29 protein-coding genes are annotated in these 25,758 nt (G+C 66.5%); 23 read left to right on the top strand and 6 right to left on the bottom strand.

Going from position 1 to position 25,758, the window contains the following annotated elements:
• Positions 1 to 6 precede the first annotated feature (6 nt).
• On the bottom strand, positions 7 to 1,161 hold the full coding sequence (locus tag ACIP90_RS06355) for a pyridoxal phosphate-dependent aminotransferase (protein WP_400577835.1): 1,155 nt from the start codon (positions 1,159 to 1,161) through the stop codon (positions 7 to 9).
• A gap of 97 nt (positions 1,162 to 1,258) precedes the next feature.
• Between ACIP90_RS06355 and truB the strand changes: the two genes are divergently transcribed.
• The 10 genes from truB (at position 1,259) to ACIP90_RS06305 (ending at position 11,235) form a co-directional block, all read left to right on the top strand.
• Positions 1,259 to 2,194, top strand: coding sequence for a tRNA pseudouridine(55) synthase TruB (gene truB, locus ACIP90_RS06350; protein WP_400577833.1), 936 nt, complete (start codon positions 1,259 to 1,261; stop codon positions 2,192 to 2,194).
• 2 nt (positions 2,195 to 2,196) lie between these two features.
• The gene (locus ACIP90_RS06345) at positions 2,197 to 2,550 is read left to right on the top strand and encodes a hypothetical protein (protein WP_400577831.1); all 354 of its coding nucleotides are present in this window, start codon (positions 2,197 to 2,199) and stop codon (positions 2,548 to 2,550) included.
• Between the two features lie 16 nt (positions 2,551 to 2,566).
• Positions 2,567 to 3,013 carry a hypothetical protein gene (locus ACIP90_RS06340; RefSeq protein ID WP_400577829.1) on the top strand — a complete coding sequence of 149 codons (447 nt, stop codon included), beginning with the start codon at positions 2,567 to 2,569 and terminating at the stop codon, positions 3,011 to 3,013.
• 130 nt (positions 3,014 to 3,143) lie between these two features.
• The gene (locus ACIP90_RS06335; protein WP_400577827.1) at positions 3,144 to 4,127 is read left to right on the top strand and encodes a bifunctional riboflavin kinase/FAD synthetase; all 984 of its coding nucleotides are present in this window, start codon (positions 3,144 to 3,146) and stop codon (positions 4,125 to 4,127) included.
• A gap of 40 nt (positions 4,128 to 4,167) precedes the next feature.
• Positions 4,168 to 5,022 carry a tryptophan 2,3-dioxygenase gene (gene kynA / locus ACIP90_RS06330; RefSeq protein WP_400577825.1) on the top strand — a complete coding sequence of 285 codons (855 nt, stop codon included), beginning with the start codon at positions 4,168 to 4,170 and terminating at the stop codon, positions 5,020 to 5,022.
• Positions 5,019 to 6,296: a kynureninase gene (gene kynU / locus ACIP90_RS06325; protein WP_400577823.1), complete on the top strand. Its 1,278-nt coding sequence runs from the start codon at positions 5,019 to 5,021 to the stop codon at positions 6,294 to 6,296. Before kynA ends, kynU begins: the two co-directional genes overlap by 4 nt.
• Before the next feature lie 137 nt (positions 6,297 to 6,433).
• Positions 6,434 to 6,703 carry a 30S ribosomal protein S15 gene (rpsO, locus tag ACIP90_RS06320; RefSeq protein ID WP_215050635.1) on the top strand — a complete coding sequence of 90 codons (270 nt, stop codon included), beginning with the start codon at positions 6,434 to 6,436 and terminating at the stop codon, positions 6,701 to 6,703.
• 244 nt (positions 6,704 to 6,947) lie between these two features.
• Positions 6,948 to 9,188 (top strand): polyribonucleotide nucleotidyltransferase, encoded by a 2,241-nt coding sequence (locus ACIP90_RS06315; RefSeq protein ID WP_400578299.1) that lies wholly within the window; start codon positions 6,948 to 6,950, stop codon positions 9,186 to 9,188.
• 120 nt (positions 9,189 to 9,308) lie between these two features.
• Positions 9,309 to 10,652: a M16 family metallopeptidase gene (locus ACIP90_RS06310; RefSeq protein WP_400577821.1), complete on the top strand. Its 1,344-nt coding sequence runs from the start codon at positions 9,309 to 9,311 to the stop codon at positions 10,650 to 10,652.
• 121 nt (positions 10,653 to 10,773) lie between these two features.
• On the top strand, positions 10,774 to 11,235 hold the full coding sequence (locus tag ACIP90_RS06305; RefSeq protein ID WP_400577820.1) for a DUF1579 family protein: 462 nt from the start codon (positions 10,774 to 10,776) through the stop codon (positions 11,233 to 11,235).
• Positions 11,236 to 11,271: 36 nt separating this feature from the next.
• Here ACIP90_RS06305 and ACIP90_RS06300 read toward each other — a convergent pair whose 3' ends face one another.
• Positions 11,272 to 11,553, bottom strand: a complete 282-nt coding sequence (locus ACIP90_RS06300) for a hypothetical protein (protein ID WP_400577818.1) — start codon at positions 11,551 to 11,553, stop codon at positions 11,272 to 11,274.
• Between the two features lie 140 nt (positions 11,554 to 11,693).
• Here ACIP90_RS06300 and ACIP90_RS06295 point away from each other — a divergent pair, with 140 nt between their 5' ends.
• Positions 11,694 to 12,806 carry a helix-turn-helix transcriptional regulator gene (locus tag ACIP90_RS06295; protein ID WP_400577817.1) on the top strand — a complete coding sequence of 371 codons (1,113 nt, stop codon included), beginning with the start codon at positions 11,694 to 11,696 and terminating at the stop codon, positions 12,804 to 12,806.
• A gap of 9 nt (positions 12,807 to 12,815) precedes the next feature.
• Here ACIP90_RS06295 and ACIP90_RS06290 read toward each other — a convergent pair whose 3' ends face one another.
• Entirely contained in the window at positions 12,816 to 13,082 is a 267-nt protein-coding gene (locus ACIP90_RS06290) for a MoaD/ThiS family protein (RefSeq protein WP_400577815.1), read from the bottom strand.
• A gap of 4 nt (positions 13,083 to 13,086) precedes the next feature.
• A complete protein-coding gene (moaA, locus tag ACIP90_RS06285; protein ID WP_400577813.1) occupies positions 13,087 to 14,220 on the bottom strand; it encodes a GTP 3',8-cyclase MoaA in 1,134 nt (377 codons plus the stop codon).
• Positions 14,221 to 14,348: 128 nt separating this feature from the next.
• On the opposite strand from moaA, the gene ACIP90_RS06280 reads away from it, so the two are divergent.
• The 7 genes from ACIP90_RS06280 to ACIP90_RS06250 all read left to right on the top strand — a co-directional run bounded on the left by ACIP90_RS06280 (position 14,349) and on the right by ACIP90_RS06250 (position 20,337).
• Positions 14,349 to 15,920 carry a molybdopterin-dependent oxidoreductase gene (locus tag ACIP90_RS06280; protein ID WP_400578297.1) on the top strand — a complete coding sequence of 524 codons (1,572 nt, stop codon included), beginning with the start codon at positions 14,349 to 14,351 and terminating at the stop codon, positions 15,918 to 15,920.
• A gap of 23 nt (positions 15,921 to 15,943) precedes the next feature.
• Entirely contained in the window at positions 15,944 to 17,272 is a 1,329-nt protein-coding gene (gene glp, locus ACIP90_RS06275) for a gephyrin-like molybdotransferase Glp (RefSeq protein WP_400577811.1), read from the top strand.
• A complete protein-coding gene (gene moaC, locus ACIP90_RS06270; protein ID WP_400577809.1) occupies positions 17,260 to 17,754 on the top strand; it encodes a cyclic pyranopterin monophosphate synthase MoaC in 495 nt (164 codons plus the stop codon). Before glp ends, moaC begins: the two co-directional genes overlap by 13 nt.
• Complete coding sequence (locus tag ACIP90_RS06265; RefSeq protein ID WP_400577807.1) at positions 17,751 to 18,275, top strand: MogA/MoaB family molybdenum cofactor biosynthesis protein; 525 nt, start codon at positions 17,751 to 17,753, stop codon at positions 18,273 to 18,275. The genes moaC and ACIP90_RS06265 overlap by 4 nt, the downstream gene beginning before the upstream one ends.
• Positions 18,265 to 18,765, top strand: a complete 501-nt coding sequence (locus ACIP90_RS06260; protein ID WP_400577805.1) for a molybdenum cofactor biosynthesis protein MoaE — start codon at positions 18,265 to 18,267, stop codon at positions 18,763 to 18,765. The genes ACIP90_RS06265 and ACIP90_RS06260 overlap by 11 nt, the downstream gene beginning before the upstream one ends.
• Before the next feature lie 146 nt (positions 18,766 to 18,911).
• A complete protein-coding gene (locus ACIP90_RS06255; RefSeq protein WP_400577803.1) occupies positions 18,912 to 19,670 on the top strand; it encodes a MerR family transcriptional regulator in 759 nt (252 codons plus the stop codon).
• A 436-nt stretch (positions 19,671 to 20,106) separates the two neighbouring features.
• Positions 20,107 to 20,337: a hypothetical protein gene (locus ACIP90_RS06250; RefSeq protein ID WP_400577801.1), complete on the top strand. Its 231-nt coding sequence runs from the start codon at positions 20,107 to 20,109 to the stop codon at positions 20,335 to 20,337.
• Here the strand turns inward: ACIP90_RS06250 and ACIP90_RS06245 are convergent.
• Positions 20,308 to 20,625 carry a hypothetical protein gene (locus tag ACIP90_RS06245; RefSeq protein ID WP_400577799.1) on the bottom strand — a complete coding sequence of 106 codons (318 nt, stop codon included), beginning with the start codon at positions 20,623 to 20,625 and terminating at the stop codon, positions 20,308 to 20,310. The genes ACIP90_RS06250 and ACIP90_RS06245 overlap by 30 nt on opposite strands.
• 206 nt (positions 20,626 to 20,831) lie before the next feature.
• Here ACIP90_RS06245 and dapB point away from each other — a divergent pair, with 206 nt between their 5' ends.
• On the top strand, positions 20,832 to 21,590 hold the full coding sequence (dapB, locus tag ACIP90_RS06240) for a 4-hydroxy-tetrahydrodipicolinate reductase (RefSeq protein WP_400577798.1): 759 nt from the start codon (positions 20,832 to 20,834) through the stop codon (positions 21,588 to 21,590).
• A gap of 5 nt (positions 21,591 to 21,595) precedes the next feature.
• Positions 21,596 to 22,084 (top strand): hypothetical protein, encoded by a 489-nt coding sequence (locus ACIP90_RS06235; protein ID WP_400577796.1) that lies wholly within the window; start codon positions 21,596 to 21,598, stop codon positions 22,082 to 22,084.
• A 90-nt stretch (positions 22,085 to 22,174) separates the two neighbouring features.
• On the opposite strand, the gene ACIP90_RS06230 is transcribed toward ACIP90_RS06235, so the two are convergent.
• Positions 22,175 to 23,410, bottom strand: coding sequence for a heparan-alpha-glucosaminide N-acetyltransferase domain-containing protein (locus tag ACIP90_RS06230; RefSeq protein ID WP_400577795.1), 1,236 nt, complete (start codon positions 23,408 to 23,410; stop codon positions 22,175 to 22,177).
• Positions 23,411 to 23,555: 145 nt separating this feature from the next.
• Here ACIP90_RS06230 and ACIP90_RS06225 point away from each other — a divergent pair, with 145 nt between their 5' ends.
• From ACIP90_RS06225 to dapA, 3 genes are all read left to right on the top strand, one after another.
• Complete coding sequence (locus ACIP90_RS06225; RefSeq protein WP_400577794.1) at positions 23,556 to 23,966, top strand: hypothetical protein; 411 nt, start codon at positions 23,556 to 23,558, stop codon at positions 23,964 to 23,966.
• A gap of 9 nt (positions 23,967 to 23,975) precedes the next feature.
• Entirely contained in the window at positions 23,976 to 24,734 is a 759-nt protein-coding gene (locus ACIP90_RS06220; RefSeq protein ID WP_400577792.1) for a carbon-nitrogen hydrolase family protein, read from the top strand.
• A 98-nt stretch (positions 24,735 to 24,832) separates the two neighbouring features.
• On the top strand, positions 24,833 to 25,741 hold the full coding sequence (gene dapA / locus ACIP90_RS06215) for a 4-hydroxy-tetrahydrodipicolinate synthase (protein WP_400577791.1): 909 nt from the start codon (positions 24,833 to 24,835) through the stop codon (positions 25,739 to 25,741).
• The last annotated feature ends 17 nt before the right edge of the window (positions 25,742 to 25,758 follow it).

Raw genomic sequence — 25,758 nt, 5'->3', positions numbered from 1 at the left:
CGGGGCTCAGCACCGCGCCGGCAGGCGGCTCACGCCCTCCACGAGTCCTTCCGGGCTGCTGCACAGCGCGATCCGGATCCAGCCTTCTCCAATGGACCCGAACGCGGTTCCTGGCGCGAAGGACACGCCAGCCTCGGCGAGGAACGTCCGGACCCAGGTCCGCACATCGCCCCCGCTCACATGGGACACGTCCGCCCACAGGTAGAAGGCCCCCTGTGCGGAGAGGAACGGAATGCCCTTGGCGCGCAGGATGGCGGAGGCGGCGTCGCGGTTGGCCCGGTAGTGTGCCCGCGCCTGCACCACGTAGTCCTGCGGGCCTGTCAGTGCGGCCAGGGCCGCATACTGCGACGGCGAGGCCACGCAGGAGACGATGGACTCCATCACGTTGTTCATCCGCTGCTCCAGTCCGGGCGGGCAGACGAGGCCACCAATCCGGAGCCCGGTCAGGCCGTAGGTCTTGGACAGCGTCAGGGACGTGAACACCCTCGCTTGACCGGGGACGTCGCTGTCGAACCGGGCGGGGCTGACATGCGGGACATCGTAGGTGAAAGCCTCGTAGCACTCATCCGAAATGATCCAGAGGTCGTGCCGTTGCGCGAGTTCCACGAGTTGACGCGTCACGTCCTCGGCCAGCACGGCGCCCAGCGGGTTCGACGGCGAGTTGAGCATGAGAACACGGGTCCGGTCCGTGATCAGTGCTTCCACGTCTTCGATCCGGGGCTGGAAGTCGTATTCAGGGTAGAGGGGATACCTTACCGGGACAGCGTGCAGCAGTCTGCTGGTCATGGCGAAGGTGGGATAGCCGGGATTGGGAACCAGGATCTCATCGCCTGGGGCGAGGAGCAGGCTCATGGCCATGTGCAGGCCCTGCTGCGCGCCAGCGACCACATACACCCGGTCGGCTCCGATGTCAGTGCCGGACTGCTCCCGGAACCTTGCGGCTAAAGCTTCCCGAAGGGCAGGGATACCGGCGTTTGGCGTGTAGTTCGTCTCGTCGCGGTCCAGGCAGGCCATTCCGGCGTCAAGGACGTGCCGGGGAAGCGGGAAGCCGGGTTCGCCGATACTCAGCACCACGGCATCCGGCACAAGCCAGGCCGCCTCGGTGATCTCGCGGATCTGGTTGACGGGGACATCGACTACGTGCGGCGCAAGCTCAGGCATGACGCCATCCTAGTCCGGCACGGCTGCTGTTCTGCAGGTCTGCCGGGGGGGAAGGGCGCTGACGGTCGGATCGGCGCGCGCCGATATACTGGGAGGCGTGCTTTCTGGACTGGTAATAGTGGACAAGCCGCAGGGATGGACCAGCCACGATGTGGTTGGACGGATGCGGCGGATCGCCGGTACCCGGAAAGTGGGCCATGCGGGAACGCTGGATCCGATGGCCACCGGCGTGCTCGTGGTTGGAATCAACAAGGCCACGCGCCTGCTCACGTACATCGTGGGGACATCGAAGACGTACACGGCGACCATCCGGCTCGGCGAATCAACCGTCACTGACGACGCCGAGGGCGAGGTGGTGGCCACGGCCAGTGCGGCCGCCGTCACGGAGGCGGACATCCGTGCCGGAATTGCATCCCTGACGGGCGAGATCCAGCAGGTGCCCAGCAGCGTCAGCGCCATCAAAGTCAACGGAGAGCGGGCCTATGCCCGTGTCCGGTCCGGCGAGGACGTTCAGCTCGCGGCCAGGGCGGTGACCATCCACCGCTTCGACGTACACGGCATCCGGCCTGACCGGGGCGGTGCCGTGGTTGACGTGGACGTCACCGTGGAGTGCTCCTCCGGAACCTATATCCGTGCGCTGGCCCGGGACCTGGGCAGCTCGCTCGGCGTCGGAGGCCACCTGACGGCGCTGCGCAGGACCCACGTGGGCCCCTACTCCTTGGACCAGGCCCGGACCCTCGAACAGCTTGCCGACGACCTCGAGGTTCTGGACATCTCCCAGGCAGCCCGCGCGCTCATGCCCAACCGGGAGCTCACCGCGGATGAAACCACGGAGATATCCTTTGGCCGCCGCATCGCTGCGGGGGCACCGGCCGGTTCTGCCCAGGCGGCCACCGCTGAACGCCCGGCCGCGGCGTTTGCTCCCGATGGGTCCCTCGTGGCACTGCTGGCTGATACCGGCAACTTCGCCAAGCCGGTTCTCGTCTTTGCGCCGGGAACCGGCGGCACCGCCACCAGCGAGCAGGCTGGCTGACCGTGGACGCCTATTTCTACATCATCCTTGTTGTCGGGCTCCTGTCCACCGTCATCTGTGTAGCCGCGGGAATCCTGAAGAAGGCCCCCAACGACGTCACGATCCTGTCGGTGGCCGCAGTGGAGCTGGCCCTGCTTGTCTACCTCGTGGGCTCTATCGTCAGGGTCATCGCAGGAGAGCCGATCGCGGGAGAGGCCTGGGAGTTTTGGGGCTATCTGGTGACTGCCCTGCTGCTGCCCGTCGCAGCGGTGTACTGGTCCATCCTGGAACGGACCCGCTGGAGCAATTTTGTCCTCGCCGCCGTGGGAGTGACTGCCTTGGTCATGGCCGCGCGAATGAACCAGATCTGGTACTGAATTGGAAGAAAACAACGTGACCGCAACGCCCGCCCACACCGCACAGAACAGTCGCAAGACCACCGACACGCGCAATACCGGCCCGGGGCGGCTCCTCATCGCCGTGTACGCGGTGTTCGCCATTTCGGCCACCGCGCGCGCCGGCTACCAGATCCTCACCAAGTTCTCCGAGGCGCCGCTGGCGTACCTGTTGTCCGCCTTCGCCGCGCTCGTGTACGTTGTGGCCACCGTCTCGCTCGCAAAGCCCGGACGGACCTGGTTCCGCGTATCGGTCATCGCCGTACTCGTGGAACTCATCGGAGTGGTGGTCGTGGGTGCGCTGAGCATCTTCGACGCCGTCCAATTCCCGCATGAGACAGTGTGGTCCCTGTTCGGCCGGGGCTACGCCTTCATCCCCCTGGTCCTCCCGGTGCTGGGCCTGGTCTGGCTGTACCGCAGGCGGCCTGCCGCGGCCGCCGGATAGGCCCGCCACGGGACTGATCCCGGCTCAGGCAGCCGTCCATGCGCTCCGGCGATTGCGGGTAACCTTAGAGAGTTCCGGCGCCCCGGCGGCAGCCGGACAGATTCGTGTCAGGCAGTAAAAGGCGAGGTTGATGGTTCACATCTGGAACGATCCGACCGAAGTCCCCGATGACTTTGGTCCTTCCGTTGTCACTATCGGCAACTTCGACGGCGTCCACCGCGGCCACCAGCAGGTGCTGTCCCAGCTGATCCGGACAGCAAGGCTGAACAGGGCACGGTCCGTCGCCGTTACGTTTGACCCCCATCCTTCCCAGGTCCACCGGCCAGAGTCCGCGCCCGAGCTCATCATGGGACTGCAGGACAAGCTCCACGCGCTCGGCGAACTCGGTTTGGATGCAGTGCTCGTCATGAAGTACTCACTCGAACTCGCCAGCCTTACCCCGGAGGAGTTCGTGGGCACGGTCCTCGTCGACGCCCTCCATGCGAGCCACGTGGTCATTGGCCACGACACGCGTTTTGGCCGGGGCAACTCCGGAGACCTGAACACCATGCGGGAACTGGGGGAGGAGTTCGGCTTTGAGGTTCTCGTCATCAGTGAATTCGGCTCGGAGGGCTTTCCCCTCCACGACGACGGCGGCATGGACCGCCGCTGTTCGTCCACTTGGGTGCGTGAGGCACTGATGGAAGGCGACGTCGCCACGGCGGCGGCCGTGCTGGGACGCCCCCACCAGATGCGCGGGGAAGTGGTCCACGGGGCCGCCCGGGGCCGCGCCCTCGGTTTTCCCACCGCCAACCTCTCCTCTGACGCCAGCGGACTCATCCCCGCGGACGGCATCTATGCAGGCTGGCTGGTGGACCAGGACGGCACCCGGTGGCCGGCCGCCATCTCGGTTGGCTCCAATCCGACCTTCGACGGCGTCAGCCGCCAGGTGGAGGCCCACGTCATCGACCGCCCCCAGGAATCCATTGACGACTTCAATCTGTATGGCCAGACAGTAGTTGTGGAGTTTGTCGCCAGGCTCCGGGGCATGGTGGCGTACCGTGGGCCTGAAGCCCTCGTGGAGCAGATGCGCCAGGACGTCGTGCAGGCCCACGACCTCCTTCGCAAGCGCTGATTCGGCGCCCCACACAGTACTTGGCAAGGAAGGCAACGCTGTGACCGTGGAGAAGAACACCAGGAAACTGGACAAGGGAATCGTCCGCGATTTCAGTTCCAGAATGAGCTACGGGGCGTACCTGCAGCTGCCCACGCTGCTGAGTGCGCAGCAGCCCGTCAGCACACCGGAACACCATGACGAGATGCTGTTCATCATCCAGCATCAGACCACCGAGCTCTGGCTCAAGCTGGTACTGCATGAACTTCGCAGCGCGGCCGAACACCTCCGGGCGGACGATCTGGGCACGGCCCTGAAAGGGATCGCCCGCGTCAAGCACATCCAAAAGACCCTCACCGAGCAGTGGTCCGTGCTCGCCACCCTGACACCCACGGAATATTCGCAGTTCCGCGGCTTCCTCGGGAACTCCTCGGGATTCCAGTCGAGCCAATACCGGGCCGTGGAATTCGTGCTGGGCAACAAGAACCGGAAGATGCTGCCGGTCTTTGAATCGGACCCGGAAGCCCACGCGCTGCTGCAGGAAGTCCTTGACGCCCCGAGCATCTACGACGAGTTCCTCGCTTACCTGCACCGTCAGGGCTTCGAGGTGCCCGCCTCCGTCCTCAACCGCGACGTCACCAAGGCCCACGAGTTCGTGCCCGAACTCGTGCCGCTGTTCAAGCACATCTACGAGAACGCGTCCGACAACTGGGGCGCCTACGAGGCATGCGAGGAGCTCGTGGACCTCGAGGACAACTTCCAGCTGTGGCGGTTCCGCCACCTGCGGACCGTGCAGCGGACCATCGGCATGAAAGGCGGAACCGGCGGCTCCAGCGGCGTGGCCTTCCTCCAGAAAGCCCTCGAACTGACGTTCTTCCCCGAACTGTTCGCCGTGCGGACGGAGATCGGCCAGTGACCACCCTTAGCGAGGCCCACGACGACGTACTCCTCGAGCGCGCCCGCCTGCTCGACGACGCCGACCCGCTGTCCGCCTACCGGGAGAAGTTCATCGGAACGGACACGGAGCTGTCCTACCTGGACGGCAACTCCCTGGGCCGCCCGCTCAAAAGGACAGCCGAGGACATCAACGCCTTCATCCACGCCGGCTGGGGAGGCCGCCTGATCCGCGGCTGGGACGAGGAATGGCTGGAGTTGCCCCAGGCCATAGGAGACCAGTTGGGACGCGTCGTCCTGGGCGCGGCGCCCGGCCAGACCATCATTGCCGATTCCACCACCGTGGTGCTCTACAAGCTGATCCGCGCCGCCCTTGCCGCCGTCAAGGACCCCGTGAGGACAGAGATCGTCCTGGACACCGACAACTTCCCCACGGACCGCTACCTTGTCGAGGGCATCGCACGGGAAGAGGGGCTGACACTGCGCTGGATCGACGCCGATCCCGACTCCGGGGTGACCCTTGACCAGGTGAGGGAGGCAGCGGGGCCGTCAACCGCCGTCGTGCTCCTCAGCCATGTGGCGTACCGGTCCGGGTTCCTCGCGGACCTGCCGGGCATTACCGCGGCAGTGCACGACGCCGGAGCGCTGATGGTGTGGGACCTGTGCCATTCGGCGGGTTCGGTGGAGGTGGAGCTGGACGCCGCCGGTGTCGATTTTGCCGCGGGCTGCACCTACAAGTACCTCAACGGCGGGCCGGGCTCGCCCGCGTTCGCGTACGTCAATGCCAGGCACCTTGCGGGCCTGGCCCAGCCCATCTGGGGCTGGATGGGACGCCGGGACGCATTCGAGATGGGCCCTGGCTATGAGCCTGCTCCGGGCATCCGCGGCTTCCTCAGCGGAACCCCGGCCATTTTCGGGATGATCGCGATGCGCGCCACCCTTGATCTGCTCGAGGAAGTGGGGATGGCGGCAGTCCGCGAAAAATCCATGCAGCTGACCGCGTACGCGCTGGAACTCCATGACGCCTGGCTGGCCCCGGCAGACGTCAGGCTCGCCACACCGCGGGCCCCTGAGCTGCGGGGCAGCCACATCACCGTCGACCATCCGTCCTTCCGGGAAGTGACCGCCGCACTGTGGGAAAAGGACGTCATACCCGATTTCCGTGCCCCGGCAGGCATCAGGATCGGCCTGTCGCCGCTGAGCACGAGCTTCGCGGAGCTCCACCGCGGCATGGCTGCCGTCCGCGGGCTGCTGCCGGGGCGTTTCGACAAGATTGCGACCAGGCCGGTAAACTAAACGGTGGATCCGGCTGCAGTCCGTGGTTGCTGGATCCTGTTTCGTGTGTACCGCCTGCTTTGACGGGCTGGTTCGCGCCTGCACACCCGGCAGTGAGTTACTGATTCGGGCCTCACGGCACATCTCAAGGAGTTATTGTGGCACTTGACGCCGCTGTAAAGCAGTCCATCATCAAGGAATACGCAACCACCGAAGGCGACACCGGTTCACCCGAGGTCCAGGTTGCCGTCCTGACTCAGCGGATCAAGGATCTCACTGAGCACATGAAGGAGCACAAGCACGACTTCCACACCCAGCGCGGTCTGCTGGCCATGGTTGGTCGTCGCAAGCGCATGCTGACCTACCTCAAGAAGACTGACATCGCCCGCTACCGTGCGCTCATCGAGCGTCTCGGCCTGCGCCGCTAGTCTGACTTAGGGGGCGGCCCTTTCCTGCACGGAACGGGCCGCCTTCTTCAGTAGAAAACTAAACAGGAGGATCAACCGCATCACGCATTCGCGGTCCTCGGTAGTGATCCCCGGGAAGCTTCGCTGATTGAAGCAGGCCCGTGGGTCTCGATCGATGACCGGGTGCAGTGCAGGCCAGTAGACAGATGCTGGACTGGGTTGATGCGGCTGGACTTCCGTTAACAAAGAAACGGAGGTGACTCTCTTGGAGGGTCCCGAAATCCAGTTCTCAGAAGCAGTCATTGACAATGGCCGCTTTGGCAAGCGTGTAATCCGCTTTGAAACCGGCCGTCTTGCCAAGCAGGCAGCCGGCGCAGCGATGGTGTACATCGACGAAGACACCGCGCTGCTCTCCGCCACCACCGCGGGCAAGCACCCGCGCGAAGGCTTTGACTTCTTCCCGCTGACGGTTGATGTCGAAGAGCGCATGTACGCCGCCGGCCGTATCCCGGGCTCGTTCTTCCGCCGCGAAGGCCGCCCGTCCACGGAGGCCATCCTGGCCTGCCGCCTGATGGACCGTCCGCTGCGCCCGGCGTTCGTCAAGGGCCTGCGCAACGAAGTCCAGATCGTGGTCACCGTGCTGGCCATCAACCCGGATGAGCTCTACGACGTCGTGGCCATCAACGCCTCCTCGATGTCCACCCAGCTCTCCGGCCTGCCGTTCTCCGGCCCGATCGGCGGCGTCCGCGTTGCCCTCGTGGCGGACGAGCAGGGTTCGCAGTGGGTCGCCTTCCCGAAGCACTCCGAGCTTGAGAAGTCCGTGTTCAACATGGTCGTTGCCGGCCGCGTGGCAGGTGACGACGTCGCCATCATGATGGTTGAAGCCGAAGCCACGGACAACTCCTGGAGCCTGATCAAGGAACAGGGCGCCACCGCCCCCACCGAAGAGGTCGTCTCCGAGGGCCTCGAGGCTGCCAAGCCGTTCATCAAGGCCCTCTGCGAAGCCCAGCAGGATCTGGCGTCCCGCGCGGCCAAGCCCACCGTCGAGTTCCCGGTCTTCCTGGACTACCAGGACGACGTGTACGCCGCCGTTGAGGCCGCCGCCACCGAGAAGCTCACCGCCGTCTTCCAGATCGCGGACAAGCAGGAGCGCGACAACGCTGCCGACGAGCTGAAGGACGAGGTTGTTGCCTCGCTGGCCGGCCAGTTCGAAGGCCGCGAGAAGGAAGTGTCCGCAGCATTCCGCTCGGTCACCAAGCACGTTGTGCGCCAGCGCATCCTCAAGGACCAGATCCGTATCGACGGCCGCGGCCTGACGGACATCCGCCAGCTGACTGCCGAGGTCGAGGTGCTGCCCCGCGTCCACGGTTCGGCGATCTTCGAACGCGGCGAAACCCAGATCATGGGTGTCACCACGCTGAACATGCTGAAGATGGAACAGCAGATTGACTCGCTGTCGCCGGTGACGCGCAAGCGCTACATGCACAACTACAACTTCCCGCCGTACTCCACCGGTGAGACCGGCCGTGTCGGTTCACCTAAGCGCCGCGAAATCGGCCACGGTGCGCTGGCCGAGCGTGCCCTCGTTCCGGTGCTGCCGTCCCGCGAGGAGTTCCCGTACGCCATCCGCCAGGTGTCCGAGGCCCTCGGCTCCAACGGCTCCACCTCCATGGGCTCGGTCTGCGCCTCCACGCTGTCCATGCTCAATGCAGGCGTTCCGCTGAAGGCAGCCGTTGCCGGCATCGCCATGGGCCTGGTCTCCGACCAGGTTGACGGCCAGACCCGCTATGCAGCGCTGACCGACATCCTTGGCGCCGAAGATGCCTTCGGCGACATGGACTTCAAGGTAGCCGGCACCTCCGAGTTCGTCACGGCGATCCAGCTGGACACCAAGCTCGACGGCATCCCCGCGTCCGTGCTGGCAGCGGCACTGAAGCAGGCCCGCGAAGCCCGCCTGCACATCCTCGAGGTCATCAACGCAGCGATCGACACCCCGGACGAGCTCTCCGAGTTCGCGCCGCGCGTCATCGCCGTCAAGATCCCCGTGGACAAGATCGGCGAGGTCATTGGCCCCAAGGGCAAGATGATCAACCAGATCCAGGAGGACACCGGCGCCGACATCTCGATCGAGGACGACGGCACGGTCTACATTGGCGCCACCGACGGACCGTCTGCCGATGCAGCCCGCTCCGCGATCAATGCCATCGCCAACCCGCAGGTTCCGGAAATCGGCGAGCGCTACCTGGGCACGGTCGTCAAGACCACCACCTTCGGTGCGTTCATTTCCCTCACCCCGGGCAAGGACGGCCTGCTGCACATCTCCGAGCTGCGCAAGCTCGCCAGCGGCAAGCGCGTGGACAACGTCGAGGACGTCGTCTCCGTCGGCCAGAAGATCCAGGTGGAGATCACCAAGATCGATGACCGCGGCAAGCTGTCCCTCTCGCCGGTCGTGGCTGAAGAGGAAAACGCCGACCAGGCTGAGGTCGCCGAGGCGACAGCAGAGTAGTCTGCACCGCGTTTTTCAACGCGGGCATCAGCGGCAGGGCCGGTGGTTCATCCACCGGCCCTGCCGCCGTTTAAAGGTAGGATTGCAGGCAGATTTGGCTCCGCTTCCTGAAAGGCCTTGATGACTGTCGTTCCCCTGCCGCTGGCGCAGAACCATCCCGGTGACACCCTGATCCATGGAGCTGACGGAGGCTCTGAAGTCCGCCGTTCGGTTCTGCCGGGCGGGGTGCGCGTGCTGACCGAGGCCATGCCGGGCCAGCGCTCCGCCACCATCGGATTCTGGGTCGGCGTGGGATCCCGGGACGAGGCTCCCGGGCAGCACGGTTCAACGCACTTCCTCGAGCACCTGCTGTTCAAGGGCACCCGACGCCGCACAGCCCTCGAAATCGCCTCGGCCTTTGACGAGGTGGGCGGGGAATCCAACGCCGCCACGGCCAAGGAAAGCACCTGCTATTTCGCCCGGGTGCTGGACACGGACCTGCCGATGGCCATCGACGTGATCGCCGACATGATTACCGGCGCTGTGTTGGACCCCGTCGAGATGGAGCAGGAACGGGACGTCATCCTCGAGGAAATCGCCATGGACAGCGATGACCCCACTGACGTAGCCCATGAGCACTTCGTCGCGGCGGTGCTGGGCACGCACCCGCTGGGGCGCCCCATTGGCGGTACCCCCGACGCCATCCGGGCCGTGGCCCGCGACTCGGTGTGGGACCACTACCGGCGCTACTACCGCCCCGATGAGCTGGTCATCACCGCCGCCGGCGGTCTGGAGCACGACGTCGTGTGCCGCCTGGTGGTGGATGCCCTCCACGCTGCCGGCTGGCCCCTGGAACCCGGGGCTGCCCCCGTGGACCGCCGCTCGACGGAGCGCGCAGAGATCACCGGAACCGCAGGGCTGCACGTAGTCAAGCGCCCCGTTGAACAGGCCAACATCATCATGGGCTGCCCCACGATCGTAGCCACCGACGACCGCCGCTACGTCATGAGCGTGCTGAACGCGGTGCTCGGCGGCGGCATGTCCTCGCGCCTGTTCCAGGAGATCCGGGAAAAGCGCGGGCTCGTCTACTCCACCTATTCCTTCGCCTCCTCGTACGCGGACGCCGGCTACTTCGGCATGTATGCCGGCTGCACACCTACGAAGGTCCGGCAGGTCCTGGAGCTGCTGGGGGCGGAGCTGGACAAGCTCGCCGAGGGCGGCATCTCCGAGGAGGAACTCCGCAAGGCCGTGGGCCAGCTTTGCGGCGGGATCGTCCTGGCGCTGGAGGACACGGGTTCGCGGATGTCCCGGCTGGGCCGCGCCGAGCTCGTGTCCGGGGAGTACCAGGACATCGACGAGACCCTGCGGCTGATCAAGGCCGTGACCGCGGAGCAGGTCCAGGAGCTGGCTGGCGAGCTCGCGGCGGCGCCCCGGACGGTCACGGTTGTGGGGCCCTTCGAGGAGACGGAAACCTTCGGGTTCTGACCGCTGCCCTCGGACCTTGCTCTGATCATGCCCTCTGGACATGTCCTGGGGGCGGGACCATGATGGAGCCAGATCCCGCTCCGCAGGAATTCCGCGCGGAGGAACCGCACTCGGAGGAATAATGGACCGGCCGCACCCGGGGACAGCCCACGAGGCATTGGAGCTGTTCGTCGGACGCTGGGCGGGGACCACTGAACTGGCAGGGTCACCCTGGGGTCCGGCCCGGACGGCGGCCGCAGAGGTGACGTTCACGAGGGCGGCCGGCGGCTTCGCAGTTGTCCAGACCTACCGCCACGTCGAGGCCGACGGTACGCACTTTGAAGGCCACGGAGTGTTCACCGTGGATCCGGACCACGATGAAACGCTGTGGTACTACGTCGACAACATGGGGAAGCCCCCCGAGGCACCGGCCCGCGGCGCCTGGCATGATGCCACGCTCACGGTGGAACGGCACAGCGACCGCGGCACCGCCCGGCACACGTTCCGGGTGGATGAAGGCGTCCTCATCCACACCGCCGAGATCCGGCTTGGTGACGCCCAGGGCTTCAGCCCCTTCATGACCTCGGTTTGCCGCCGCGTCTGACAGCGCGAACGGACACTTCGGGCGCTGGAGTGCTCTTCAGTTTGCAGATTCCACAATCCGTGTCTGCGGTGCCCCGTGCAATGCAGGCGCCGCTGCGGGGGAATTCCAGACCTGCTGCTGCAGCTTGGCCAGCAGCGCCTCGGCCTGTTCAAGGCTCGCAAGATCAAGTTCAACCACCACGTAATGCGGATCGTTCACCGGCCGGCTGACGCGGTGGGCGAGTACGCCCGAGGCAGACCGGTTCACCGGGTCCCGATCAAATGCAGCCTTCCACATCCCGAAGTCCTTAATTCCATGCTCGATCTGTAGCGTGTACATGTCAGTCCTTTTCAGTTGGGGGAACCAGGTGTTCCGATGGGCCTACGGTAGGCAGGGCCGGCGCCGCCGCGGTATCCCAGAAATCTGGGGGCGTGCGGGCAGCACGCCTCGGGGGCGTCACACCGGGCCATACTGGTTTCATGACCACGCATTGGGCGCTGAACCGGAGCCTGGAACGGATTGGGCAGCTCAGCGGTGCGTCGATGGAGAACCATGAACTGCGCGCGGCGGTGCTGGCGGAACTTGGCAGCATTGTTCCGTTCAACTGGTTTGCGTGGCCACTGACAGATCCGGAAACCTGCACGGGCATGTCACCGATGGCCAGCATCCCCTGCCCGCAGGAATTGCCTGCCCTGATCAGATTGAAGTACGTCACGGCAGCGGGGCGGTGGACATCACTGCTCGGCGGCCCACCTGCCGTCACGCTTCTCACGGCAACCGGCGGCAACCCCGCCTCCAGCCCTCTATGGGCCGGCCTCCTCTGCCGGTATGCCGTGACGGACGTCCTTTCCACCGTATTTGCGGACAGGCACGGGTGCTGGGGCTGGCTTGACCTGTGGCGGGCCGGCGACGGGCCCTTCACCGATGCTGAAGCCCGGTATCTGACGAGTGCGGCACCGGCCATAGCGTCCGGGTTGCGGAGAAGCCGGGCGGCAGAGATGAGGAGGGACGCCCTGCAGCGGCGCCTGCGGGAGGGCGAGGGAGCGTCGGCGCAGGACCTGCCGCAGCAGGCCCTGCTGGTCCTGGACGCCGGGCTGGAAGTTACTGGCCGGAGTGCCTCGGCCGCTGATTGGATAGGACTGCTGCAGCCGGGGCCCACTCCCTACCAGGCCGTACCGGCCGAGGTCTTCAACGTCGCGGCTCAGCTATTGGCCCGCGAATCCGGCGTCGATGTACATGCCGCATCGGCCCGGGTGCCCATTGGATCCGGCCAGTGGGCGGTGCTGAGGTCATTCCGGCTGGACCCCGGGGAGGACGGGGAGGCACCGCTGGCGGTGACCATCCAGGAATGCCCGTCCGGCGAAAGGCTCGAAGTGTTTACCCGGTGCTTTGGCCTGACGCCGAGGCAGCGCAGCCTGCTTGAGCTCGCCGCCGGCGGACTGGACACAGCCGCCCTGGCGACGGCCCTGCGCATCAGCCCCTACACGGTGCAGGACCAGTTCAAGGCCATCTTTGCAGCCTGTGGAGTCCGGAGCAGACACGCCCTGCTGGCACTGGCGCTCGGGACCGAGCCTATGCGTCCCCCGTCATGACCCGCACTCTTAGCCCCCGGCAAAGGGCGGCAGGACGTCCACCACGTCGCCCTCCCGGAGGACCACTGAGCGGTCCCGGACTGCGACTTCATTGAGCAGGAAGCTGCTCCGGCCCAGGATGGTGGCCAACCGCGGCGTTCCGGCCGGCGGTTCGGCGCGTTCGACGTCCAGGACGGCGGCCAGCAGCGCTTCCACGGTCGATCCGGCCGGAAGGTCGAAGCGCTCCTCCTCCAGGCCCGCGGCGGCGCGTGCGGCAGCGAAGTAACGTACGTGCAAGGGTTCAGCCTCCGATGGCGCTCATGCTGCGGTCCGGTTGGACGAAGTCCGGCGCGTCGAGTCCCACGTGGTCCATGCCGTGGGCCTTGGGCTTGACCCACATGGCATCCTGCCAGCGTTCCGCCAGTTCCTGGTCACTGGCGCCCGCCCGGAGGAGTCCGAGCAGGTCGAATTCCTCTCGGGAGAAGAGGCAGCTCATGATCTTGCCCTCAGCGGTGATCCGGGTTCGGCGGCAGTCCGAGCAGAACGGCTCGGTGACTGACGCGATAATTCCCACGGTTCCCAGCACGGGGCCTGCCGGTTCGGCCGACCCGGCCGCCCGCCGTCGTACTTCGAAGCGTTCGGCGGGTGCCCCGTCCCGGGCCCGCGGATCCGGGCTGAGCACGTAGTCCGTGGACAGCAGTTCACGGATCTCCGCCGCGGTGATCATGTTGCGCCGGGTCCAGCCATGATCGGCGTCGAGCGGCATCTGCTCGATGAATCTCAGCTCGTAGCCCCGGTCCAGCGCCCAGGCCAGCAACGCCGGCGACTCCGCGTCGTTGATGCCGCGCATGAGCACGGCGTTGAGCTTGACCGGTCCCAGGCCTGCCGCCCACGCTGCATCCACGCCGGCAAGGACGCGGTCAAGGAACGGGCGCCGCGTCAGCTTGGTGAAGGTCTCCTCGTGCAGTGAGTCCAGCGAAACATTGATGCGGGTGAGTCCGGCGGCGGCGAGCGCGGCAGCCTTCTTGTCCAAGCCCACTCCGTTGGTGGTCATTGAGATCGGCAGGGCGGGATGCTCCTCCCGTAGTGCGGCGATGATGTCCACCAGGTCCGCCCGAACCAGCGGCTCGCCACCGGTCAGGCGCAGCTCGCGAACACCCAGCAGAGCCACGCCCACACGCACGATCCGCACGATTTCCGCAGCCGACATGACCGCCTGTTTGGACAGCCACTCCAGCCCCTCGGCGGGCATGCAATAGGTGCACCGCAGGTTGCACTTGTCAGTGAGGGAAAGGCGCATGTCCGTGGCGCGGCGGCCATAGCGGTCAACGAGTCCGGCGGGAGCATCGGCGGGCCGGGCCGCGGGAACGCCCGGCGCGCCAGGAAGCAGGGCGGCTCCTTCGCGCGGCTGCGGCATGCCAAGCTGAACACTCATGAATTCAGGCTACGCCACGTTGGGCCAAGCATCACGCCCGGGGGCATCCCGCTGCCTGCCGGGGTGCCCGGACTTATGCTGGAAGGGTGAACGAGTCCCAGCCGGCCGCGCCCGGGGCTTCAGCCGGAATGCACAGCTTCCCCACCTCTGGACCTGAAACATCCGGAGCCGTACCTGCCACGTCCCGCCAGTGGGCGGCAGGCGCCGGCGTTGTGGCCGCGGGCACCGGGCTGGTGGCCAGCGAGCTCATCGCAGGCTTCCTCAGTCCTTCCCTGTCCACGATAACGGCGCTGGGCGGTGCGGTGATCGATGCTGTTCCGCCGGGAGTGAAGGACTGGGCGGTTGCACTGTTCGGCACTGCGGACAAGCTTGCCCTGCTGGCGGGCATGGCGCTGGTGATCGCAGCCCTGGCCGCCCTGTCCGGAGTGCTGGAGCTGCGCAGGCGCTATGCCGGAGCCGCGGTCTTCGCCGTCTTCGGACTCGTCGGCGTTGCTGCCGTCCTGACCCGCGCACAGGTGACGGTCATCGCCGTCGCGCTCCCGGTGCTGGCGGCAGGGATCGGCGGAATGCTGCTGCAAAGCCTGATTTGGCGGCTGGCCGCCTGGCAGGCAGCTGCGCAGCAGAGCCGGGACGGGCGGCGCAGCTTCCTGCAGTTGCTGGGCGGATCAGCTGCGGCGGTTCTGGTGGGAGGCGCGGTTGCCACAGCCTGGCGCGGCGGCGCAGCGGGAGTCAACGAGGTCCGCAGGACGTTGCGCCTTCCGGAGCCCCGGTCGGCTGCAGCAGCCATTCCAGCGGGTGCTGAAATCGGTCTGGACGGCATGGATCCCCTCGTCACCCCAAATACGGATTTCTACCGCATCGACACCGCACTCTCCGTCCCCGTCCTGGACCCGCGGGAATGGAAGCTGAAGGTCACCGGCCTGGTGGAGCGGGAGATAGAACTCGACTTCGATGCCCTGCAGGCCAAACCAATGCTGGAACGCCACGTGACCATCGCCTGTGTGTCCAATGAGGTTGGCGGCCACCTGATCGGCAATGCACTCTGGCTCGGCTGGCCTGTCCGCGAACTGCTGGCGATGGCCGGCCCCCTTCCCGGCGCGGACATGGTGCTGTCCCGAAGCTCGGACGGCTGGACCGCCAGCACGCCGCTTGACGTCCTCACGGACAACCGGGACGCACTGCTCGCTGTGGGCATGAACGGCGAACCGCTGCCGCTCGAACACGGCTTTCCCGTGCGGCTGGTGGTCCCCGGGCTCTACGGCTACGTGTCCGCCACAAAGTGGCTCGTTGAGCTCAAGGTCACCAGGTTCTCCGATGACGTTGCCTACTGGACGCCGCGCGGCTGGTCGGAACGCGGGCCCATCAAGATCTCCTCCCGCATCGATGTACCCCGGGACGGCCGGTCGGTCCGCCCGGGGCAGGTAATGTTCGGCGGCGTCGCGTGGGCGCAGCACACCGGCATCGGAAAAGTGGAGTTGCGCGTGGACCGCGGCGGCTGGCAGCAGGCGGAGCTGGCTCCCGGCATCTCCGTGGACACGTGGTACCAGTGGCAACTGGGCATCGACCTGCAGCCCGGCCGGCACGAAGTCCAAGTGCGTGCGACAGATCTCAGCGGTACTGTCCAGGCGGAGGAGCGCAGGCCGGTTGCTCCGGACGGCGCCACCGGCTTCCACACCATTAGAGTTGACGTGAACCCATAGCCCACACTCCCGAAGGCAGGACCATGCACCGCCACACGCAGCCGCACGCCACTGCCGCCACATCGTCCCCGGTTGCCCACGACTCAGTTGCTCCCGATGCAGTTGCTCAGGGCGCAGTTGCCCACGATGCAGGGAGCAGGGCGCACGCACACCGCAGCGTGGCCGAACACCGCGACGCCGTCCGGGCCCTGCTGGAGCCGTTGTGCAGCGCCGGCGGCACCGAACGGCTCGCCCTCGCCGAGGCCCTGGGCCGCGGGCTGGCCGAAGAGATCACCGCGCCGCTGGACCTTCCTCCCTTCGCCAACTCGCAGATGGATGGCTTTGCCATCCGCATGGAGGACGTGCCCGACGGCGGCGGGGAGCTGCGCGTCGCCGCTCCCGTTCCGGCCGGGGCCCGGCCCGCACCGCTGCAGCCCGGGACGGCAGCCCCCATCATGACGGGCGCCATGGTCCCCTCCGGGGCCGACGCCGTCGTCCCCATTGAGCGGGCGGTTCCCGCAGCCTTTCCGGCTCCCGGCGCGGAGGCGACTGTACGGCTTCCTCCAGCGGCTGCCGGGACGTTCATCCGGGAGGCCGGCAGCGATATCCGTGCGGGTGAGGCTGCCCTGGCGGCCGGCACCTGCCTCGGCCCCGGCCAGCTGGGGCTGATCGCCGCACTGGGCTTGCCGGACGTCCTGGTCCACCGCCGGCTGACGGTACTTCTCGTCACCACAGGCGATGAAGTGGTGGAACCGGGCGGGCAGCTTGAGCCTGGCAAGATCTTCGATGCCAACGGGACTCTGCTGGAAACCTCGCTGCGGCAGGCCGGACTGGCAGTCATCAGGGCCGGCATCTCAACGGACGAGCCCGCCGCACTCTGCGGCCTGCTGCGCCGCCACCTCCCGGAGGTGGACTTCATCGTGACCACCGGCGGAGTCAGCAAGGGCGCGTACGAGGTGGTGCGGCAGGCCATGGACGGCCAGGACGTGCACTTCGGCCACGTGGCCATGCAGCCCGGCGGTCCACAGGGGATCGGAACGTTCGACGGCGTGCCCCTCCTGGGATTCCCGGGGAACCCGGTCAGTTGTCTGGTGTCGTTTGAGATGTTCCTGCGGCCGGTCCTCAGCAGGCTGTTCGGCTCGCCCTCACCACGGACCGTGGTCCGCGGCCGGCTCCTCGAACCGCTCACATCGCCGGCGGGCAAGCACCAGGTGCGCCGCGGAACGCTGTTGCCGGACGGCACGGTACGGCTGGAGGGCGGCGAAAGCTCGCATCTGGTCGGAGCCCTCGCCCGGTCCAACGCCCTTGTCCAGGTGCCCGAAGGAGTATCCGCGCTCGCACAGGGCGCCGAAGTGGAAGTATGGATGCTGTGACTGCAGAAAATGACAACGCCGCACTGACCCACCTGCGGAGCGACGGCACCGCCCAGATGGTGGATGTATCAGCAAAAACGGAAACCACACGGGAGGCTACGGCCAGCGCAACGGTCCGGAGCACGCGGGAAGTCCTGGCCCTGCTGGGCACCGGAGGCCTGCCGAAGGGCGACGCCCTGGCCGTGGCACGGGTGGCCGGCATCATGGCGGCAAAGAAGACCCCGGAACTGATTCCGCTGTGCCATCCGCTGCCGATATCGAAGGTGACGGTGGACTTCGAGCTCGGCCCGGACACGGTGGACATCTTCGCCACCGTGAAGACGAGGGGAGTCACGGGCGTGGAAATGGAGGCGCTGACGGCGGCCTCCGTCGCGGCACTGAGCGTCTACGACATGATCAAGGCCGTGGACAAGCACGCCGTGCTGACCGACATCAAGGTGCTGGCCAAAAGCGGAGGCAAGAGCGGGGACTGGACGCTGTGAGCACGCCCGGAAGGACACCGGACCCGCACGTCCACGGCGACGTGCAAGGCAGGACGGCCGGTGTCGTCATTGCCTCGACACGCGCCGCCGCCGGCGTATACCGGGACGAGACCGGTCCGGTCATCATCGACTGGCTCACCGAGCATGGTTTTGAGGCGTTTCCGGCCATGGTGGTTCCCGACGGCGAGTCCGTGGGCGCAGCGATCAGGGCGCTGCTCACCCAGCGTCCCGCCGTCGTGATCACCAGCGGCGGCACGGGGCTCAGCCCCGATGACCGGACGCCGGAGATGACCCTGCCCCTGCTTGACCGGGAGATTCCGGGCATTATGGAGGGGATCCGGCAGGCGGGCATCGCCAAGACCCCGCTGGCGATGCTCAGCCGGGGGCACGCAGGGGCCGCCGGCACAACTTTCATCGTTAATCTGCCCGGATCACCGAAGGGCGTCATGGACGGACTGTCCGTGCTGGATCCGGTGATCGGGCATCTCTGTGACCAGCTGGAGGGCGGACATGGGCATTGAACAGTCGAATACTGAACAGTCAAACACGGCGCGCACGGCCGCCGGTCAGACATTCGAGGTGGTGCATGCCGTGCTGAGTGCGGAGCCCATCTCCGTTGACGAGGCCATTGCCGCCGTGGAGTCGGATACCGCCGGAGCGGTGGTCAGTTTCAGCGGCGTTGTGCGGAATCACGATGGCGGCAAGGCGGTGGAACGGCTGAATTACAGCGCCCATCCCACGGCGCACCAGGTCCTCGCCGATGTGGTGGCGGAACTGGTGGCCGAACACTCCAGCGATACCGGCACCCCGGTCCGGATCTGGGCCGCGCACAGGGTGGGTTCCCTGGAAATCGGGGATCCGGCCCTCGTCTGCGCCGTGGCGGCGGCACACCGCGGGCAGGCGTTTGCCGTCTGCTCCGAACTGGTGGACCGGATCAAGGACCGGGTCCCCATCTGGAAGGAACAGTTCTTCACCGACGGCACCGTGGAATGGGTCGGAGCCGGAGCCTGACCCATTGACCTTGACGTAACGTCAACCTCTAGAGTCTCGGTATCGGGCCGGACCGGCCGGCCCGCGAGGGGACAAACGGCAAGGGAACGGGCCCCGGGGGAGCTGTCCTCCCAAGGACAGGTCTCGTGGGATCAGGGGAGGGACGGATGGACTGGTCGATCCAGGAGATAGCGAAGATCGCCGGCACAACCAGCCGTACGCTGCGCCACTATGACGACATCGGGCTGCTGAAGCCGACGAGGACCGGCCACAACGGGTACCGGTACTACGACGCCGCTGCCCTGGTGCAGCTGCAGCGCATCCTGCTGCTACGCCAGTTGGGACTCGGCCTCCCGGCGATATCCGACGTGCTCCGGCACGAGACCGATGCCATCCGGGCGCTCGGCGGGCACCTTGACTGGCTTCGGCAGGAGCAGGCGCGTCTGGACCGTCAGGTGGCCTCTGTCCGGCAAACCCTCGAATCACTGAGAGGAGATGGAGAACTCGTGGCTGAAAATATGTTCGATGGATTCGACCACACCCAGTACAAGGACGAGGTCGAGGAACGGTGGGGAAAGGAGGCCTACGCGGCCGGGGATTCCTGGTGGCGCGGGATGGGGGCGGAGGAGAAAAAGGCGTGGAAGCAGGGCGCCGAAAAACTCGGCCGTGACTGGATCCGCGCCGCCGAATCAGGTGCCACAGCGGACAGCGAAGAGGCCCAGGAACTCGCGCGTCGCCATGTTGAGTGGCTCACGGCCATTCCCGGCACGCCGGCATCCGCCCCGGATGGGGACACGAAGGGCTACGTCACGGGCCTTGGCGAGATGTATGTTGCCGACCCGCGATTCGCCGCTCACTACGGCGGGGAGCAGGGAGCCGGCTTCGTCCGCGACGCGCTGCTCATCTACGCAGAGAAGCACCTGTAGGGCGTCCGGCCCGAGTGCCGAAGCCGGTGTGCAGAGGCCGGGGTGCAGAAGCCGGGCCCGGCGCTTCCACGTGGAGTGCGTCCGGGCCCGGCCGTCCTGCGGAAGACGGTTCGCGGCTACCTTCAACTTCAGGACCCTCCAACCTTCGCGGCAGGGACTTGGGAAAAGCCCCGATACGCGGCGCTGCAACATGGCCTGTCCATGGCCTTCTGCCGGGGCGGGTCCCGTATCTGGGGGGCAGGGGGCTCCGGACAGGGGGTCCGGGGTCCGGCTTTTTGTAGCAGGGCCGCGACACGATGACTTTCGCCGGTAACAGGAGGCCAGCCGTTGAAGCCGGCGGGCCGAGTGTTCCCTGCGGGCCCGGACGTTTGCCCGGGCCGGTCTCAGGTCAGTGGGTGAAGGGGCTCACGGGCCGGTTGCAGGAAGGAGTGGGCCGATGGAGCCGGGCGACCCTCACACGGAGTCCCTGTTCCAGGGGCTGCCAGGGATTCCAAGGCCGGGGGATCCGTCTCTGCGCGGACAGGTCCTGGACGTCATCGCTGACATCATTTCCGGAACGACCACATCCCCCGATGTTCGGCGGCGGCTGCTGAGGCAGCTGGTGGACAACCCTGGGAACCCGGAGCAGGCCCTGCTCTTACATATCCTGGACTTCGAAGGGCCCTGAGTCTTTTGCGGCTGCCCGGATGTTCGGATCACGAAGATGGTCCAGCAGCGCCCGTTCGGGGTGGCCCGGATTTTCGGCCAGGTGCTGCAGCATGCGGGCACGGACCTCTGGGCGCGCGGGCTCCTCGTCGGAGAGGACATCGAGGATGATGTCCACGATCTGCCGGCGCAGTTCCGGATTGCCCAGCCGGACGTATGAAAACTGCTCTGGCCCGGCTGTTTCCCATTCCTGTGAAACTGGTTCCTGCGGTGCAGTGGGCTGGTGCAGCTCGCGAATCCCCATGCGCATTTGAGGCCTCCTTCGGCTCGTTAAAGTCTCGATCCATGCCCCCTTGGTGCTTCCATCATGGGTCCCGAACGTGAAGCATGAATGAGACTCGTCTGAGAGTCTTCTCATAAGCCGTGGCGCCACTGGTCTCCGGCTGCACCCGGGGCGGTGGTAATGCAGTGTCCGGGGTTCTGCCCCGCCGCCGGACGAAAGGTAGGGTTGAAACCATGATCGAACAACTCCCTGTCGCCGTTCTGGGCGCGAACGGGCGCATGGGCGCCGAAGCCGTCAAGGCCGTGGAATCCGCCCCCGACATGAAGCTCGTCGCGGCCCTCGGGCGCGGCGATTCCCTGGACGCGCTGAAGGGCGCCGGCGCCAGGTTCGTGGTGGACCTCACCGTGCCGGAGAGCACTGAGGCCAATGTCCGTTTCGCCGTCGAGAACGGCATGCATGCCGTTGTCGGGACCACCGGCTGGGACATCGGCAGGCTGGAAAGCCTTGAATCGCTCCTCGCGGACCATCAGGGCGTAGGCGTCCTGATTGCACCGAACTTTGCCCTTGGATCGGTACTGGCATCCGCCTTCGCGGCCACGGCGTCCAGATATTTCGAGTCGGTGGAGGTCATTGAACTCCACCACCCCGACAAGGTCGACGCGCCCTCCGGCACGGCAGTCCGCACGGCCCAGCTGATCGCAGCGGAGCGCGCAGCGGCGGGCGTCGAGCCTGGCCCGGACGCCACCACCACTGAGCTTGCGGGCGCCCGCGGCTGCGACGTGGAGGGAATCCGCGTGCACAGTGTCAGGCTCCGGGGACTGGTAGCGCACCAGGAGGTGCTGCTCGGAGGCCCCGGGGAGCAGCTGACCATCAGGCACGATTCGTTCGACCGCGCCTCGTTCATGCCCGGGGTCCTCCTGGGCGTGCGCAACGTGGCGCAGCACCCCGGCCTGACCGTGGGACTTGACGGCTACCTTGATTTGGGGCTGTAAGGAACGTGGGACGTTTTTTTGAGCAGCTGAAGAAGAACCGCACCAAAATCTGGGTGGGCGCGGTGACGCTCCTTCTGGTGTTCTACCTCGTCGTGTCCTTCCAGCGGTCCGTCCTTCTGCTGACGGACCCCGAGCCGGTGGCTAAAGCCATCGGTGCGGCGTACCTGATTCTCCCGGTTATCGGCGCCTGGGCCCTGATTCGTGAACTGCTGTTCGGTGCCCGGACCGAACAGATGGCGAACGTGCTGGAGGCCGAAGGCGGCCTGCCGGTTGACAACCTGCCGCGCACCCCGGCGGGAAGGATTATCCGCGCAGCAGCGGACCAGGAATTCGAGAAGTACCGCAGCGAGGCCGAAGCCGCCCCCGATGACTGGCGTTCCTGGTTCCGCCTCAGCTGCGCCTACGACGCCGCAGGGGACCGCAAACGTGCCCGTGCTGCCATGCGGGACGCGGTGCGGCTCTTCCAGGCCTCCAAGGGCGCCCTCGCCCGGTAACTGGCCCGCTCGATAACTGCCATGGCCTGTAATCAGCCTGCCCGGTAACTGGCCCGCCCGCTATAGCCTGGCCGCGCGGTCTCCGGCGTCCTAGCGGACTCTGTCCGGCTCGTGCCGCCCCACCTGATTCGCGGCGTGGCCGAGCCATTCGAGCGGCCCCCGCTTCTTCAGGATCGCGAAGGCCATTCCGATCAGCACAGCCAATGCGGCATGGGCAAAATACACGCCATCCTCGGTCCAGCCCGACGGCAGGGGCTGGAGACGGGACGACGCCACGACCCACACGTGCACCGTGTACAGGGTCAGGGTCATGGCGCCCGCGCCGCGCAGCGGCAGCAACAGGTCCAGGTCCAGCCATTGACCGAGCCTGCCAACCAACAGGCAGAGCCCGACGACGGCCGCGGCCACGCCGCTGGTGTGCAGCAGGTCGAGGGTGGTCCCCGAATGCGGTGCACTGGTGGCCAGCCACCACCACGACCCCTCTTGGCGGACGCCTGCCAGGTTGACCTGCAGAATGCTCTCCAGCGGGTAGTTGGGATCCGAGAGCACGTCCTGCAGCGCAGCCCGGCCGCCCCAGGACTCCATCGCGGCCGTGCCCAGAACCTTGGCGAACGCGGCCACGGCGCTGCCGACGGTCAGCAACAGCAGGGGCAGGCCGGCCGCTGACAGGGACAGCCTGCCAATGACGAGTCCCACCAGCAGATATGACATCCACTGAAAAACGGGATAATAGCCCGTCAGGAACAGGTCGCCAAGCAGCTGTGCGGGCGTGGACAGGTCCTCCCAGCCAGGGTTGTGGTTTAACTGCAGGGGCGGATCCGCCGCCATGAGCCAGGGCCGGAGGAGAAAGGCCAGCAGGGGGGAGCCCACGATCCAGCCCGCAGCCCAGGCGCAGAGGGCTTTGAGCCGCAGCCCGATGAACGGGAGTATGCACAGGAAGAGCACGGCATAGTGCACGAGGATGACCGCGACGTTGACCTCAAGGCCACCAAGGGCCAGTCCGACGACGGCGATCACCAAGGCACGCATGGCTATGCCCCGCCGGGCTGCTGTGAGGGCGGCGCCTTCCAAGGGGCGCTGCTTGCCCGTGGAGAGCGCCAGGCCGATTCCGGCCAGGACAGCGAACAGCGCGGCTGCACGGCCTGAAAATGTCAGCCCGATCCAGGTGGGGGTCAGATTGGCATCCGTCTCGAATGTGGGCAGCAGGTGCGTGGCCATCATGCCGAGGAGAGCCAGGCCGCGGGCCGCGTCGATGCCTGCAAGACGGGTGCTGGCTGCAGGACCTTTCGACGTTCTGGACGATGCAGCGGTACTCCCCGAGGTCATGATGTGATCGTCTCACATCCGGGTGCCGTGAACAGCCGAGCAAGTTCTCGGCTGGTGCGGCTGATGGGGATGCCGGCCTCCGACGTGCGCAAGGCAATCCTGCCGGAGGCTTGTATTCGAATATATGTTCGAATACTATTTCGGCATGATCAACTCATTCGGGCATGGCTCAGGGTTCAGATATGGCTCACGGTTCCGAAACGGCTCGGACAGGCGACCGCGCAGGGAGCCGAGCAAGGAACCGCGCAGCGCACCTGCAACCAGCGCCGACGGGCCGCTGCAGGCGATGAGTCCGGGAGTGGTGGACTACCTTTTCAGACAGCTCGTGGCGGGCAATCCCGCCGAGGACGTGCAATGGGGCCGCGAAGGAATTCCGCTCTCCGCGCAACCGCCCGGGGCAGAGTTGGCGCGGCGGCTGTCGGAGACCGATCTTGAAGCCCTGACACCCACGGAGCTCTTCCACTACGTCCGCGCCGCCCAGCGCCTGGCCACTTGGGCGGAGTCCTTGCGGGAAGCTGCAGTGGGCCGCTACTGCGCAGGAAAGGATCCTGCCTAGGATGGAGGCGTGACCGGACCGCTCACCGTTTCCGCCATCCAATACGAGGCCCTCGAGGGCGGCGTGGTGGCCAACGTGCCGGAGCATGTCCGTCTCATCGAGGACGCGGATTCGCACGGTGCCCGGCTCGTGATCTTCCCGGAACTTTCCCTGATCGGCTACAACCTGCCATTGCTGCGGAGAATGGAGCAGTGGGTGGTGCCGGGCGATGCCCGCCTTGCTGCGGTGCGGGAGATCTGCCGGCGTACGGGGGTTACTGCCGTCGTGGGGGCCGCCCTGCGGGAGCATGACGGCACGCCCCGGCTGGCATCGCTGGCCGTCCACCCCGACGGGTCGGAGGAAGCGGGTTTCAAAGCCCATCTGCACGGCGGGGAGGCCGCGCTGTTTCGGGCCGGTGCGGGTCCGGCTGTCCTCGACGTGGACGGCTGGAAGGTCGCCCTGGCCATCTGCTTCGATGCTGCCCATCCCGTGCACTCCGGCACCGCCGCGGAAGCAGGTGCCGACGTCTATGCCGTTTCGGGCCTTTACACCCAGGGTGAGGGGGCGCGGCTGGGCTTGCATCTTGGGGCGCGCGCCATGGACAACCGCATGTACACGCTATTGGCCAACCTTGGTGGCCGGACGTCTCTTGGGCCCTCCTGCGGGCTGAGCGGTTTTTGGGGCCCGGACGGGCTCGCCATGCAGCGCGCCAAGGGCACGGGAACGGAAGTGCTCACGGCGGTACTTGGGAGGGGCGCCCTGGAGCGATACCGCCGCCCGGCAATGTGACGGGTCCACCCTCCGGGTTTGACGGCGTCCGCGAGTTTGACCATCATCACGCGCCCGCCATTGTCCTAACCTGCCGGTGACAGGGTAACGTTTTTCCCATGGCTGACACTTCCGCGAACATTCCTGCTCTTGGCACCCTCCTGACCGCCATGGTCACGCCCTTCACCAAAGACGGCAAAGTGGACTACCAGCAGGCGGCGGAACTGGCCGTCAAGCTCGTGGACGATGGCTGTGACGGCCTGGTGGTCACCGGAACCACAGGGGAAACCTCCACCCTCACCGACGAGGAAAACCTTGGCATGTTTCGTGCCGTCAAGGATGCCGTCGGAGGACGCGCAGCGATCATCGCCGGCACCGGAACCAACGACACCGCGCACTCTGTGCAGCTTTCGCAGCGGGCGGCCGCGCTCGGCGTCGACGGACTCCTGATTGTCACGCCGTACTACAACAAGCCCAGCCAGGCAGGTGTCCGCGCACACTTCGAGACCATCGCGTCGGCAACCGATCTGCCCGTGATGCTGTACGACATCCCCGGCCGCTCCTCCATTCCGATTGCGCCCGAGACTATGATCCGTCTTTCGCAGCATCCGAATATCGTCGCCGTCAAGGACGCCAAGGCGGATTTCGCTGCGGCGACACGCGTCATGGCCGAGACGGACCTCCTCTTCTACTCCGGTGACGACGGCCTGACCCTCCAGTGGATGGCGATGGGCGCCGTGGGTCTGGTAGGTGTCACAACACACGTCGTCACCCGCCGCTTCCGGGAACTTATCGACGCCGTCAACGCGAACGACCTGGGCACGGCCCGCAAGATCAATTTCGAGCTTGAACCCGTTGTGCGCGCAACGATGACCCGCGTCCAGGGTGCCGTCGCAGCCAAGCAAATTCTTAAATGGCAGGGAGTCCTGCCCAACTCGATTGTCCGTTTGCCCCTCGTGGAGCCGGACGAAGCCGAGATCGAAACCATCCGCGAGGATTTGGCGGAAGGAGGGCTGGTCTATTCCTGACGGACTAGGACCGGCAC

The organism is Arthrobacter sp. NPDC093139 (genome assembly GCF_044754165.1).
Lineage (GTDB): Bacteria > Actinomycetota > Actinomycetes > Actinomycetales > Micrococcaceae > Arthrobacter.
Note: the sequence above shows the minus strand (reverse complement) of the source record. Positions and strands in the feature narration are given on the sequence as shown.

What these genes read in the sequence shown, in the direction of transcription:
- ACIP90_RS06355 (WP_400577835.1), bottom strand. Translation starts at nt 1,161, where the DNA reads ATGCCTGAGCTTGCGCCGCACGTAGTCGATGTCCCCGTCAACCAGATC.
- ACIP90_RS06335 (WP_400577827.1), top strand. Translation starts at nt 3,144, where the DNA reads ATGGTTCACATCTGGAACGATCCGACCGAAGTCCCCGATGACTTTGGT.
- ACIP90_RS06310 (WP_400577821.1), top strand. Translation starts at nt 9,309, where the DNA reads ATGACTGTCGTTCCCCTGCCGCTGGCGCAGAACCATCCCGGTGACACC.
- ACIP90_RS06305 (WP_400577820.1), top strand. Translation starts at nt 10,774, where the DNA reads ATGGACCGGCCGCACCCGGGGACAGCCCACGAGGCATTGGAGCTGTTC.
- ACIP90_RS06300 (WP_400577818.1), bottom strand. Translation starts at nt 11,553, where the DNA reads ATGTACACGCTACAGATCGAGCATGGAATTAAGGACTTCGGGATGTGG.
- ACIP90_RS06295 (WP_400577817.1), top strand. Translation starts at nt 11,694, where the DNA reads ATGACCACGCATTGGGCGCTGAACCGGAGCCTGGAACGGATTGGGCAG.
- moaA (WP_400577813.1), bottom strand. Translation starts at nt 14,220, where the DNA reads ATGAGTGTTCAGCTTGGCATGCCGCAGCCGCGCGAAGGAGCCGCCCTG.
- ACIP90_RS06280 (WP_400578297.1), top strand. Translation starts at nt 14,349, where the DNA reads ATGCACAGCTTCCCCACCTCTGGACCTGAAACATCCGGAGCCGTACCT.
- glp (WP_400577811.1), top strand. Translation starts at nt 15,944, where the DNA reads ATGCACCGCCACACGCAGCCGCACGCCACTGCCGCCACATCGTCCCCG.
- moaC (WP_400577809.1), top strand. Translation starts at nt 17,260, where the DNA reads ATGGATGCTGTGACTGCAGAAAATGACAACGCCGCACTGACCCACCTG.
- ACIP90_RS06260 (WP_400577805.1), top strand. Translation starts at nt 18,265, where the DNA reads ATGGGCATTGAACAGTCGAATACTGAACAGTCAAACACGGCGCGCACG.
- ACIP90_RS06255 (WP_400577803.1), top strand. Translation starts at nt 18,912, where the DNA reads ATGGACTGGTCGATCCAGGAGATAGCGAAGATCGCCGGCACAACCAGC.
- ACIP90_RS06250 (WP_400577801.1), top strand. Translation starts at nt 20,107, where the DNA reads ATGGAGCCGGGCGACCCTCACACGGAGTCCCTGTTCCAGGGGCTGCCA.
- ACIP90_RS06245 (WP_400577799.1), bottom strand. Translation starts at nt 20,625, where the DNA reads ATGCGCATGGGGATTCGCGAGCTGCACCAGCCCACTGCACCGCAGGAA.
- dapB (WP_400577798.1), top strand. Translation starts at nt 20,832, where the DNA reads ATGATCGAACAACTCCCTGTCGCCGTTCTGGGCGCGAACGGGCGCATG.
- ACIP90_RS06230 (WP_400577795.1), bottom strand. Translation starts at nt 23,410, where the DNA reads ATGACCTCGGGGAGTACCGCTGCATCGTCCAGAACGTCGAAAGGTCCT.
- ACIP90_RS06225 (WP_400577794.1), top strand. Translation starts at nt 23,556, where the DNA reads ATGATCAACTCATTCGGGCATGGCTCAGGGTTCAGATATGGCTCACGG.
- dapA (WP_400577791.1), top strand. Translation starts at nt 24,833, where the DNA reads ATGGCTGACACTTCCGCGAACATTCCTGCTCTTGGCACCCTCCTGACC.